The 12,112-nt window shown below is 65.6% G+C and carries 9 protein-coding genes; 1 reads left to right on the forward strand and 8 read right to left on the reverse strand.

The features are described 5' to 3' along the window. Nucleotides 1–9: 9 nt before the first annotated feature. From AC1D09_RS02540 to AC1D09_RS02565, 6 genes are all read right to left on the reverse strand, one after another. Nucleotides 10–2,919 (reverse strand): ribonucleoside-diphosphate reductase subunit alpha, encoded by a 2,910-nt coding sequence (locus AC1D09_RS02540; RefSeq protein ID WP_477661411.1) that lies wholly within the window; start codon nucleotides 2,917–2,919, stop codon nucleotides 10–12. A 443-nt stretch (nucleotides 2,920–3,362) separates the two neighbouring features. Continuing rightward, nucleotides 3,363–3,962, reverse strand: coding sequence for a 1,6-anhydro-N-acetylmuramyl-L-alanine amidase AmpD (ampD, locus tag AC1D09_RS02545; protein ID WP_477661410.1), 600 nt, complete (start codon nucleotides 3,960–3,962; stop codon nucleotides 3,363–3,365). Beyond that, nucleotides 3,949–5,406, reverse strand: a complete 1,458-nt coding sequence (locus AC1D09_RS02550; RefSeq protein WP_477700917.1) for a sigma-54-dependent transcriptional regulator — start codon at nucleotides 5,404–5,406, stop codon at nucleotides 3,949–3,951. Before AC1D09_RS02550 ends, ampD begins: the two co-directional genes overlap by 14 nt. Before the next feature lie 4 nt (nucleotides 5,407–5,410). Next, nucleotides 5,411–7,129 (reverse strand): sensor histidine kinase, encoded by a 1,719-nt coding sequence (locus AC1D09_RS02555; protein ID WP_477661408.1) that lies wholly within the window; start codon nucleotides 7,127–7,129, stop codon nucleotides 5,411–5,413. Further along, complete coding sequence (locus AC1D09_RS02560) at nucleotides 7,130–7,372, reverse strand: PP0621 family protein (RefSeq protein WP_477661407.1); 243 nt, start codon at nucleotides 7,370–7,372, stop codon at nucleotides 7,130–7,132. After that, nucleotides 7,369–8,169: a cytochrome C assembly family protein gene (locus tag AC1D09_RS02565; protein WP_477661406.1), complete on the reverse strand. Its 801-nt coding sequence runs from the start codon at nucleotides 8,167–8,169 to the stop codon at nucleotides 7,369–7,371. Before AC1D09_RS02565 ends, AC1D09_RS02560 begins: the two co-directional genes overlap by 4 nt. Nucleotides 8,170–8,282: 113 nt before the next feature. Here AC1D09_RS02565 and ffh point away from each other — a divergent pair, with 113 nt between their 5' ends. Continuing rightward, nucleotides 8,283–9,641 carry a signal recognition particle protein gene (ffh, locus tag AC1D09_RS02570; protein ID WP_413325546.1) on the forward strand — a complete coding sequence of 453 codons (1,359 nt, stop codon included), beginning with the start codon at nucleotides 8,283–8,285 and terminating at the stop codon, nucleotides 9,639–9,641. Nucleotides 9,642–9,700: 59 nt separating this feature from the next. On the opposite strand, the gene mdoH is transcribed toward ffh, so the two are convergent. Together mdoH and AC1D09_RS02580 are read right to left on the reverse strand one after the other, a co-directional pair. Then, nucleotides 9,701–11,701: a glucans biosynthesis glucosyltransferase MdoH gene (gene mdoH, locus AC1D09_RS02575; protein WP_477661405.1), complete on the reverse strand. Its 2,001-nt coding sequence runs from the start codon at nucleotides 11,699–11,701 to the stop codon at nucleotides 9,701–9,703. 7 nt (nucleotides 11,702–11,708) lie between these two features. Further along, nucleotides 11,709–12,065: a glucan biosynthesis protein gene (locus AC1D09_RS02580; protein WP_477661404.1), complete on the reverse strand. Its 357-nt coding sequence runs from the start codon at nucleotides 12,063–12,065 to the stop codon at nucleotides 11,709–11,711. Between the last annotated feature and the right edge of the window lie 47 nt (nucleotides 12,066–12,112).

Raw genomic sequence — 12,112 nt, forward strand, 5'->3', positions numbered from 1 at the left:
GGTGTTTTTTTATTGGCAGGCCTCGCATCCCGGGTCATCGATCGCGCAGAACTTGATGTCGGTGGCGGGCGTTGCATTCATCTGCGCCTGCGCCGCGGCGGCCGCCGCTTCGAGCGCGCTCATGCCGCTGCTCGCGGGCGCGGAGCCGGATGACACCGAGTTCATCTTGCCCGCGGTCACGGTCGATTTCTCGGCGTGCGTCGCACTCTGGGTGCGCAGGTAGTAAGTGGTCTTGAGGCCGCGCAACCAGGCCAGCTTGTAGGTGTCGTCCAGCTTCTTGCCCGAGGCGCCCGCCATATAGATATTGAGCGACTGCGCCTGGTCTATCCATTTCTGGCGGCGCGCCGCCGCCTCGACGATCCAGGAGGTCTCGATTTCGAAGGCCGTGGCGTACAGCGCCTTGACGTCCTGGGGCACACGGTCGATGGGGCGCAGGGAGCCGTCAAAGTGCTTGAGGTCCACCACCATCACGTCGTCCCACAGGTTCAGGCGCTTGAGGTCGCGCACCAGGTAGTGGTTGATGACCGTGAATTCGCCGGACAGGTTGGACTTGACCGAGAGGTTGCCGAAGCAGGGCTCGATGCAGGCATCCACGCCGATGATGTTGGAGATGGTGGCGGTCGGGGCAATGGCGACGCAGTTGGAGTTGCGCATGCCGTCCTTGGCGATCTTCTTGCGCAGGGCTTCCCAGTCCAGCGTGGCGGAACGGTCGATCTCGACATAGCCGCCGCGCTGCTCAGCCAGCATGTCCAGCGTGTCCAGCGGCAGCACGCCCTTGTCCCAGAGCGAGCCCTTGTAGCTGGCGTACTTGCCGCGCTCTTTGGCCAGCTCGGTGGAGGCCCAGTAGGCGTGGTAGCAGACGGCTTCCATGGACTTGTCGGCGAACTCGACGGCTTCCTGGGAGGCGTAAGGCACGCGCAGCTCATACAGGCAGTCCTGGAAGCCCATGATGCCCAGGCCCACGGGGCGGTGGCGCATGTTGGAGTCGCGGGCCTTCTTGACGGCGTAGTAATTGATATCGATCACGTTGTCCAGCATGCGCATGGCCGTGGTGATGGTCTTCTTGAGCTTCTCGTGGTCGACCGCGCCGTCCTTCAGGTGCTGGACCAGGTTGACGGAGCCGAGGTTGCAGACGGCGGTTTCGGTGTCGCTGGTGTTGAGCGTGATCTCGGTGCACAGGTTGGAGGAGTGCACGACGCCGGCGTGCTGCTGCGGCGAGCGCACGTTGCAGGCGTCCTTGAAGGTGATCCAGGGATGGCCGGTTTCAAACAGCATGGACAGCATCTTGCGCCACATGTCGGTGGCCTGCACCTTGCGGGAGGGCTTGATCTCGCCGCGCTCGGCCTTGGCCTCGTAGGCGGTGTAGATCTTCTCGAAATCCTTGCCGAACTTGTCGTGCAGGTCGGGCGTGTCGGACGGCGAGAACAGGGTCCAGCTGCCTTTTTCCATCACGCGGCGCATGAACAGGTCGGGAATCCAGTTGGCGGTGTTCATGTCGTGCGTGCGGCGGCGGTCGTCGCCGGTGTTCTTGCGCAGTTCCAGGAACTCTTCGATGTCCAGGTGCCAGGTTTCCAGGTAGGCGCAGACGGCGCCCTTGCGCTTGCCGCCCTGGTTGACGGCGACCGCCGTGTCGTTGACGACTTTCAGGAAAGGCACTACGCCCTGCGATTCGCCGTTGGTGCCCTTGATATGGGCGCCCAGGGCGCGCACGGGCGTCCAGTCGTTGCCCAGGCCGCCGGCGAATTTGGACAGCAGGGCGTTTTCCTTGATGGCATCGTAGATGCCGCCCAGGTCGTCGGCGACCGTGGTCAGGTAGCAGGACGACAGCTGCGAGCGCAGGGTGCCGGCGTTGAACAGGGTGGGCGTGCTCGACATGAAGTCGAAGGACGACAGGATTTCGTAGAACTCGATGGCGCGCTCTTCGCGGTCGATTTCGTTGAGCGACAGGCCCATGGCCACGCGCATGAAGAAAGCCTGGGGCAACTCGATGCGCTGCTTGCGCACGTGCAGGAAATAGCGGTCAAACAGGGTCTGCAGGCCGAGGTAGTCGAACTTCAGGTCGCGTTCGGGCTTGAGCGCGGCGCCCAGTCGGGCTAGGTCGAACTGCTGTAGTTTTTCGTCGAGCAGCTCGTTCTGCACGCCCTTGGCGATGAACTGCGGGAAATATTCGGCATAGCGGATCGCCATGTCCGCCTGGGTGACTTCCTCGCCCAGCACTTCGCGGCGGATGGTGTGCATCAGCAGGCGCGCGGTGGCGTAGGTGTAGTCGGGGTCTTTTTCAATCAGGGTGCGCGCCGCCAGGATGGAGGCCTTGTAGACCTCGTCGATGGGAACGCCATCGTAGAGGTTGCGCATGGTTTCCGCGACGATGGGGTCGGGCTTGACGTCGGCGCCCAGGTTGGCGCAGGACGCTTCGATCAGAGCCTGCAGGTTGCGGATGTCCAGGGCAACGCGGTTGCCGCGGTCGGTCACGTGGATCAGGGGGGCCGCAGGCGCCTGGGTCTGGGGCTGGCGTGCGCGCTCCTGCGTGCGTTTTTCGCGGTACAGCACATAGGCGCGGGCGATCTCGTGGTGGCCGCCGCGCATCAGGCCGAGCTCGACCTGGTCCTGCACGTCTTCTATATGAAAGGTGCCGCCGCCCGGGCGCGAGCGCATCAGCGCGCGGATCACCGCCTGGGTCAGGCCGTCGACCGTTTCGCGCACGCTGGCCGAGGCCGCGCCCTGCGTTCCGTGAACGGCCAGGAAGGCTTTCATCATGGCCACGGCGATCTTGTTGGGCTCAAACGGCACCACGCCGCCGTTGCGGCGGATGATCTGGTAGTGGGCAAGCGGATTGGACTGGGTGTTGGGTTCGCTGGCTGCCGGGTTGCCGGCGGCCAGACCGGGTGTTGCGGGCACTGCGTGTTGTGCTGTTTGCATGACTTCCTCTTTGCTTTGTTTTATGACTGGCTGATGTGCTGTTGCGGGCAATCCGTTTGGCGGGAGCGGTTCAAAAACATGAACCAATTTCTCACCGCCGGGGCCCGAATTACATCAATCTTGAATTAGGGCTTAGGCACTATACCTAGGGTATTGGGGGAATACAAGCCACTACAGGTAGTGTACCGCCGAGTTTATGGACCGTTACGTTTTGTGGCTTTTTCATTCCACTTCGGACCCCTCGCCTAAGGCCTTTGTATTCGTGCCGCTCATCCCGCGCAAAGCCTGATTTCATCAGGCCTGCGGGCATTGTGCGACGCTGCGGCGCGCCTTGTCGCGGGCTTTGGCCTGCCAACACAAGCCCATGTTAGCGCGGTAAAAATAACGGAAAATTTTCCGCGGCAAAGCGCACCACACTGGTGTGGTTTTGTGCCGCGCGCCGCTCAAACAGTTTCGGGAAAGTACCTAGCCGGCAAGGCCAGCGAGTCTTGCAGCAAGGGCCAGTCGAAACCCGCACCGGGGTCCTGCTTGCGGCCCGGCGCGATGTGTTCATGCCCCGCGATGTGGGCGATGGGATAGGCCTCGAGTAGCGCGGCGCACAGCCCGGCCAGGGTCTCGTACTGCGGCGCTTCGAAAACGCCGCCCTCCAGGCCTTCGAGTTCAATGCCGATGGAGTCGTCGTTGCAGTTGCCGCGTCCGCGGTACTTTGATTCCCCGGCATGCCAGGCGCGGTCGCCGCAGCCGACAAACTGCCACAGGGCGCCGGTGCGGGCAATGAAGAAGTGCGACGACACCTGCAGGCCGCGTATGCCCTGGAAGTAAGCGTGGGCTTCCCAGTCGAGCTGGTTGGTAAAGAGCCGCTGCACGTTGCCGTTGCCGAATTCGCCGGGCGGCAGGCTGATGGAGTGAATCACCACGAGGTCGATCTGCGCGCCTTCCGGCCGCGGGCCGAAATTGGGCGATGCCAGCGCGCGTGCATAGCGGTACCAGCCATCCCGCCACAAGGGTTGCGGAGCGCCGTCCCGGCTTTCAGGCGGGGTCATCGGCGGCGTCGAGTCCATCGGCGGGGTCTTCGCTGCCCGGCGTGACGATATTGAGGCGGGCGATGCGGTAGCGGATCTGGCGCAGGCTCAGGCCCAGCCTGGCGGCCGCCGCGGTGCGGTTGAATCCGTTTTCCAGCAGCACTTTCGTGAGGATGCTGCGCTCCTGCCGATCCAGGTAATCCTGCAGGTTTTCCGGAACGGCGACTTGCTCTTCGGCTGGCGCATCGAAATGCAGCTCGCTGCCGTCGCCCAGCGCCACCGCCCGGTGCAGGGTGTTTTCAAGCTCGCGAACGTTGCCGTTGAAGGGCAGGGCGCGCAACTGGCCCAGCACGGACTCGGTCAGCTCGGGTACGGGGAAGCCCGACTCCTGGCAGATCCTTGCAAGCAAGGCCTTGCACAGGTCCGGCAGGTCTTCGCGGCGCTCGCGCAGGGCCGGCACGTGGATCTCGATCACATTGAGCCGGTAATACAGGTCCTGGCGGAAAGTCCCCGCCTGGACTTCGGCCACCAGGTCCTTGTGGGTGGCGCTGACGATGCGCACGTCCACCGGGTCCTCCTGCGCCGAGCCCAGCGGGCGCACGGTGCGCTCCTGGATGGCCCGCAAGAGCTTGGATTGCATGGCCAGCGGCAGGTCGCCGATTTCGTCGAGGAACAGGGTCCCGCCTTTGGCCGCCTGGAAGTAGCCCTGCCGGTCCTGGGCCGAGCCGGTGTAAGCGCCCTTGCGCGCGCCGAAGAACTCCGCTTCCAGGAGGTTTTCCGGGATGGCGCTGCAGTTGACAGCCACAAACGGGCCTGCCGAGCGGTGGCTGCAGCCGTGCACGGCGCGCGCGACCAGTTCCTTGCCGGTGCCCGACTCGCCCTGGATCAGCACGGGCGCCATGCTGCCGGCCACCTTGACGATGCGCGACTTGACGGCGCGCATGACGGCTGATTCGCCGACCAGCTTCTGCAGGATCAGCGGGGTCTCGGCGGCCATCGGCAGGGGCAGCGACAAAGGGGCGATGCCCGAGTCTGGCGTGCCGCGCTGGGTTTTTTCGGCGGCCGGCGCCGGATGTTTGGCACCCTGCACGGCCGACGCCACCACGCTGCGGAACTGTTTGAGGTCGACCGGCTTGGTGAGGTAGTCAAAGGCGCCGGCCTTCAGGGCCTCGACCGCGTTTTCGGCGGAGCCGTGCGCGGTGATGACCACGCAGCGCTCGCTGCGCTGCTGGCTCACCATGTCGCGCAGCAGCTCCAGGCCCAGGCCGTCCGGCAGGCGCATGTCGGTGATGACCGCGTCAAAGCGGTTTTCGCTGAGCTGCTGGCGGGCCTGCAGCAGATCGCCGGCGGCTTCCACCCGGTAACCCTCCCTGAGCAGGGTCAGCTCATAGAGGGTGCGCAGGTCCGGCTCGTCGTCGATGACGAGGATGCGGGCTTGCTGGGGAACGGGGGCTTGCATGCTCATGGTGTCAGCTGGGCATTGTGGCAAAAGAAGGCGAGGGCGTGTTCGGGGATTGCGTGGAGGGCCTGAACATGACGAAAAATTCGTTGCCGTCGGTGCCTTCGCGCAACACGCGCTGGTAGCCGATCATGGCGCCATAGCGTTCGCACAGCTCGCGGCAGATATACAGGCCCAGCCCGCTGGAGCGGCTTTCCGATGAGAAAAAAGGCTCGAACAGGTGGGTCTGCACGGTCTGCTCCAGCGGCTGGCCGTCACTCCAGACGGACAGGCGCGCCTGCCCCGGCGCCACGTTCAAGGTCGCGACTTCGATCGCGCCGGCGCAATTGCTGGCATAGCGCAAGGCATTGTCCAGCAGGTTGATCATCAGGCGACGCAAATGCTCGGGTTCAAAAACCACGACGGCGTTGTCCGAGGCCGTCGTGACGCGCGTGCGCGCGGCGGCCGCGGTCTGCCCCGCCCAGTCGGAGGTGATTTTCTGGACGGTGTCATCCAGCGGCAGCGTGGTGGTTTGCGGTGAAGGCAGCTGCGCCTGGGCCCGCGAGATATTCAGCACCTCGTCGACGATGCGCGCCAGCCGCTGCGCGTTTTGCCTGACCATGGCGGTGAGCTGGCGCTGCCCCGCGTCCTGCAAGTCCTCCTCGAGCAGTGCGTTGGCTTGCGAAATGGCGGCCAGCGGGTTGCGGATTTCATGGGCCACCGCGGCCGACATGCGGCCCATGGCCGCCATTTTTTCGGTTCGCACCCGCGCTTCCATTTCGCGCAGGTCTTCCAGGAACATCACGCACAGGCTCTCATGCGTGCCGTTCGGCGATGCGGCCAGCCGCGTGCGCACATGCAGCCGCCGGGTGTTGCCGCCCGCATTGCCCAGGCTGATGTCCTCTTCCTGCGGTGATTGCGCCGCGAAGGTGCGGTGCGTCAGTTCGGCAAGGGGTTGCCAGGCGGCTTCCGTGGCCAGGATGAAGGGGGCGCTGCGCACCGCGTCGCCGGCCGCCAGCAGGCGGCGCGAAGCCGGGTTGGCCGAGCGCACGATGCCGTTGACGTCGACCACCAGCACGCCGTCGGCCAGGGCTTCAATGACCAGTTCATTCACCTGGGTTTGCATGCGCGCGGCCGACTGGCTGCGTTTGGCCAATTGCTCTTCCCTGGCCAGGCGCAGGGCCAGGTGGTTGGCAAGCAGCGCGACAAGGAAGAAGCCGGAGCTGCTCAAGCCCGCCTGCAGGAAACGCGCGTTGGAGTCGCCCGGTCCTTGTAGCGAGTTCCACCAGGCATCGGCCAGCAGCAGCAGCGTCACGCTCGAGGCGGTCCCGAAGGCCAGCAGGATGGGGCCGAGGATGGAGGACAGCAGCACCGGCAGTGCGAACAGCGGGGTGTAATTGATGCCGCCTGACTGCAGGAAGTTCAGCGCCGAGAAGGCGACGACGTCCACGCCTATGGTCAGCACCCACTGCGCGTCAAAGGTGCTGCCGGGCGGCCGCGGCCGCGACCAGACCCGCACGGCCAGGGTCGCGCACAGGTAGGTGATACAGGTCGCGATGGACCAGTGGCTGGTGGTGTTGCCCAGTACGTAGATGAAGGCCTGAAGGACGACCAGCACGGCGGCGATGGCGACGCGCGCTGTCATGAAAACATGCCAGAGGCGGCCGAAGGAGCCGGGCCCGGACGTGATTTCCCAGCTGCCTGAGCCCTTGTCGCCGCCGGTTTCAAACCAATGGGACGGCGTGCTCATCTAGCCTCCGGCCTGGCGCCGGTGCGCATCGCTGCAGTAAATGCCTTTGCTGCCGATCAGCGCTTCGGTTTTCGGTAAATGCACGCCGCAAACCTCGCAGGCGACGATTTCAGTGATGGCGGGCCCTGGTTTTTGCGGGGCCGGCTGGCGGGCCGGCGCGGCCTCGCCTCGTTCTGTTTCACGGTTGTGCCGCCAGATCCAGAACACCACCAGCACCAGGCCCATGACCAGCAGGTATTTCATGCCCGCCTCAGGATGACTTCAAGCACAAAGCGCGAACCGGCATAGCCCAGCAGCAGCAGGCCGGAGCCCAGGTACAACACGTGCACCGCCTTGCGGCCGCGCCAGCCCAGGCGCGCCCGGCCGATCAGCAGGCCGGCAAAGGTCAGCCAGGCCAGCACCGAGAACACGGTCTTGTGGTTCCACTTCCAGGCCAGGCCCGGCCCGTAAAGCGTTTCGGCGAACAGCCAGCCCACGAACAGCGTGGCCGACAGCAGCACAAAGCCGGCTTCGACGAAGCGAAAGGTCAGGCGCTCCAGCGTCATCAGCGGCACGCCGGCGTCGGTTTGCGCGGCCAGCCGGATGGAGCGCTCCGAGCGCGTCATGAGCCAGCCGTGCACGACTGCCGCGGCAAACAGCCCATAGGACGCAATGCCCAGGGCCCAGTGCAGCGGCAGCCAGGGCGATGCGATGGCATGGTAGGTGGTGCCGGGGAAAACGGCCGCCAGGATGACCGCCACGCTGCCCAGGCCCGCCAGTGCCCAGTGCGCATGTAGCTGCGGAAACAGGCGGCTTTCGATCGCGTACACCGTGAGCACCAGCCAGACGGTCATGGACAGCGCGGGCGCAAAGCCGAAACGGGGCGGCTCGCCCAGCAGGCCGTCAGCCAGCGCCAGCGCGTGCAGCAGCCAGGCGGCCAGCAGCAGGCCGCGTACGGAGGCGGCACCCAGGCGCGGCGCGGCCAGCGCCAGGACGGCATAGGCGACAGCGGCGCCTGCCGCCGCCGCAAGACCCCACCAGTCGCTCAAAGCTAAAATCATGGCTAGAGTTTAGCCTTTACTGCTTTCCCGGCGGCTTTACCCGCCGGCCTCTTGGCAGCTTTTGGCAGCCTTTCCTTTCCCACCTAACCGCCCCACGCCCGTGGCGCCTCCCCATGGCCTCAGCCCTCACCGACAAGTTATCCCGCCTCGTCAAGGAAATGCGAGGCCAGGCCCGCATCACCGAATCCAATGTGCAGGACATGCTGCGCGAAGTGCGCATGGCGCTGCTGGAGGCCGACGTGGCCCTGCCGGTGGTGCGCGACTTCATCGCCCGGGTCAAGGAAAAGGCGCTGGGCCAGGAAGTGATGGGTTCGCTCTCGCCGGGCCAGGCGCTGGTCGGTATCGTCAACAAGGAACTCGCCGCCACCATGGGCGAGGGCGTGAGCGATATCAACCTGGCGGCGCAGCCGCCGGCGGTCATCCTGATGGCCGGCCTGCAGGGCGCGGGTAAAACGACCACCACCGCCAAGCTGGCCAAGCACCTGATCGAAAAGCGCAAGAAAAAAGTCCTGACGGTCTCGGGCGACGTTTACCGGCCAGCGGCCATCGAACAGCTCAAGACGGTCACCAAACAGGCCGGCGCCGAATGGTTTCCCAGCACGCCCGAGCAGAAGCCGGCCGACATCGCCCGCGCGGCCATCGACTACGCCCGCAAGCACTTCTTTGACGTGCTGCTGGTCGACACGGCCGGCCGGCTCGCCATTGACGAAGCCCTGATGGCCGAAATCAAGGAACTGCACGCCATCCTGAACCCGGTCGAAACCCTGTTCGTTGTCGACGCCATGCAGGGCCAGGACGCGGTCAATACCGCCAAGGCCTTCAAGGAGGCGCTGCCGCTGACCGGCATCATCCTGACCAAGACCGACGGCGATTCGCGCGGCGGCGCGGCGCTCAGCGTGCGGCAGATCACCGGCGCGCCCATCAAGTTTTCAGGCACCAGCGAGAAGATCGACGGCCTGGAGGTGTTCGACGCCGAGCGCCATGCGGGACGCATCCTGGGCATGGGCGACATCGTGGCGCTGGTCGAGCAGGTCGCCGCCGGCGTGGACGTGGCGGCGGCGCAAAAGCTGGCCGCCAAGATCAAGTCGGGCGACGGTTTTGACCTCAACGACTTCCTGGGCCAGCTGCAGCAGATGAAGAACATGGGCGGCCTGTCCAGCCTGCTGGACAAGCTGCCGGCGCAGATGACCGCCAAGGCCGGCCAGGTCGACATGGACAAGGCCGAGAGGGACATCAAGCGCAAGGAAGGCATCATCCAGAGCATGACGCCGCTGGAGCGACGCAAGCCCGAACTCATCAAGGCCACGCGCAAGCGCCGTATCGCGGCCGGCTCCGGCGTGCACGTTCAGGAAGTCAACCGGCTGCTCAACGAGTTCGAGCAGATGCAGGGCATGATGAAGAAGATGAAGGGCAGCGGCATGATGAAGATGATGAAGCGCATGGGTGGCATGAAAGGCATGCCCAAGTTCTGAAAAACCGGGACCATAAAAAAGCCGCTTGATCAAGCGGCTTTTTATTTGGGAAGGGAATTTCAGGCCGCCTTCAGCCGCGGCTGGGCCAGCCGGCTGGCATGCAGCCAGGCGCGGCGCAGCACCGCGGGGGAGCGGGTCTCTTCCGGAATCAGCAGGTAGTTTTGCGCGCGCAGGGCCGTGCCCACGCCGACCTTGCTGGTGAGCACCGTCATCGGGATGGACAGCAGCAGCGGCAGGCCCACCGGGATCAGCCAGACCAGCGCGCGCGCGTCGATCACGGCGATGCCGACGGCCAGCAGCGCGATCACGCCCGACATGGGTGCCAGCTGCGCCAGCGCATGGCGCCAGGGCACGGCGGCCGCTTCGCGCGGGGGCGATTTCCATTCGAGCTTCAGGCCCGTCAGCGCCACCACCACGAACAGCGAGTGCGCCAGCATGCGGATGGGGGCCTGCAGCAGGGCGATCAGGGTTTCCAGCAGCGCGCTGCGCAGCAGGCTGGCGGTGCCGCCGTAGGACTGCTGCTGGCGGTTGATCAGCACGGCGGCGATGCCCAGGATGCGCGGCAGGAACAGCATGCACAGCGTCCAGGCCCACAGCGACATCAGCTCACCCGGCAGCAGGGTCCAGTCGGCGATCATGGGCGAGCCCGACAGCCACAGCGCGGTGCCCAGGGTCAGGAAGCACAGCCACAGCGGCGCCGACAGGTAGGCCATGGCGCCGGTGCCGAACATGGAGCGGTGCACCGGGTGTATGCCCGGCTCGGCGATCAGGCGCGAGTTCTGCAGGTTGCCTTGGCACCAGCGGCGGTCGCGCTGCAGCTCGGCCAGCAGGTCGGGCGGCTGCTGTTCATAGCTGCCGACCAGGTCGCCCACCAGCCAGACGTGGTAGCCGGCGCGGCGCATCAGCGCGGCTTCGACAAAATCGTGCGACATGATGCTGCCGGCCATGCCGCCCGTGCCCGGGATGTGGGCCAGCGCGCAGTGTTTCATGAAGGGTTCTATGCGGATGATGGCGTTGTGGCCCCAGTAGTGCGACTCGCCCATCTGCCAGAACTGCATGCCCAAGGTGAACAGGCGCCCCGTCACGCGCGAGGCGAACTGCTGCGCGCGCGCATGCAGGGTCACATGGCCTATGGCCTGGGTGGCGGTCTGGATGATGCCGGCCCTGGGGTTGGCTTCCATCAGCTTGACCATGGAGACCAGGCAGTCGCCGCTCATCACGCTGTCGGCATCCAGCACCACCATGTAGCGGTAGTCCTTGCCCCAGCGGCGGCAGAAGTCGGCCACGTTGCCGGCCTTGCGGTCGGTGCGGCGCTTGCGCAGGCGGTAATAGACCTCGATCTGCGGCTGGTCGGGGTGGCCGGCCAGCTGGGCGCGCAGGTCTTCCCAGGCGGCGCGCTCGGCCTGGATGATGTCCGGGTTGTTGCTGTCGGACAGCACGAACACGTCGAAGCTCCGCACGTGGCCTGTCATGGCCACCGACTCGCAGGTGGCGCGCAGGCCGGCGAACACGGTGCGCACGTCCTCATTGCAGATGGGCATGATGATGGCGGTGCGCGTGGACGCATCCAGCGGGTAGTGCTGGACTTTTTTCGCCGACAGCGCGTGCCTGTCGCCGAAGAGAGTGACGTAAAAACCCATCATCGCGGTCATGAAGCCGGTCACCACCCAGGCCGAGAGCAGCGCAAACAGGCTGATCTGGCCATATTGCAGCCAGGCGTTGTCGTAGTCGGGCTGCATGTCGGCAAAGATGCTGGTCGCCAGCACCGTGCTGACCAGCGTCAGCAGCAGGAACACCGCGCGGCGGCGCCTGGCCGCGCGCTGCCAGGGCTCGGGCCGCGCGGCGGGCAAGGGGCGCAAGGCCGCCGGGTCGCCGGCCTTGAACATGGACATCAAGGGCAGCAACAGCGCGGTCGCCATGCTGTTCCAGAAACCGCGCCAGGGGCGCGGCACCATGGAGCCGCGGTTCAGCGGCGGCGCCGTGACCGAATTCGGATGACGTTCCTCGCGCAGCAGGCTGCGCGCGCCGGACGGTATCAGGGTGTGATCAGGTTGGTCCATGTTTCGCTTACGGTGTGGTTGTCGTGATTTCGTGAATGCGTACCGAATCGCCATGCCGGTCGACGCGGAAAAAGCTCGCCTCATAAGGCCGTTTGTCGGCGCGCCACAGCGTGTTGGCGGCGTTGAAGCGGATGTCCCGGTAGTTGTCGTAGGCCATCCTGGCCAGTTCGGCGGGCACGGCGTGGGAGGCTTCGCGCCAGGGCGTTAACGAGCGCTGGCGGGCCATTGCGGCCACATCGTCCAGGCCAAAAGCCTGCGCTTGCGCCGCCGCCAGCAGCAGCGCCGCAAGGCTGGCGCCGGCCGCCAGGCGGGCCAGGCGCAGGGCCGGGAAACCGCTTTGGAGAGACTGAAAAAAGGCTGGCATGCCATGACTAGGGCAAACCCTGTGCCAGTTTGGAAAAGCTGTTTTAA

The organism is Polaromonas sp. P1_A2, assembly GCF_056406895.1.

Coding starts and splice junctions, on each gene's coding strand:
- AC1D09_RS02540 (WP_477661411.1), bottom strand. CDS start 2,919: ATGCAAACAGCACAACACGCAGTGCCCGCAACACCCGGTCTGGCCGCC.
- ampD (WP_477661410.1), bottom strand. CDS start 3,962: ATGACCCCGCCTGAAAGCCGGGACGGCGCTCCGCAACCCTTGTGGCGG.
- AC1D09_RS02550 (WP_477700917.1), bottom strand. CDS start 5,406: ATGAGCATGCAAGCCCCCGTTCCCCAGCAAGCCCGCATCCTCGTCATC.
- AC1D09_RS02555 (WP_477661408.1), bottom strand. CDS start 7,129: ATGAGCACGCCGTCCCATTGGTTTGAAACCGGCGGCGACAAGGGCTCA.
- AC1D09_RS02560 (WP_477661407.1), bottom strand. CDS start 7,372: ATGAAATACCTGCTGGTCATGGGCCTGGTGCTGGTGGTGTTCTGGATC.
- AC1D09_RS02565 (WP_477661406.1), bottom strand. CDS start 8,169: ATGATTTTAGCTTTGAGCGACTGGTGGGGTCTTGCGGCGGCGGCAGGC.
- ffh (WP_413325546.1), top strand. CDS start 8,283: ATGGCCTCAGCCCTCACCGACAAGTTATCCCGCCTCGTCAAGGAAATG.
- mdoH (WP_477661405.1), bottom strand. CDS start 11,701: ATGGACCAACCTGATCACACCCTGATACCGTCCGGCGCGCGCAGCCTG.
- AC1D09_RS02580 (WP_477661404.1), bottom strand. CDS start 12,065: ATGCCAGCCTTTTTTCAGTCTCTCCAAAGCGGTTTCCCGGCCCTGCGC.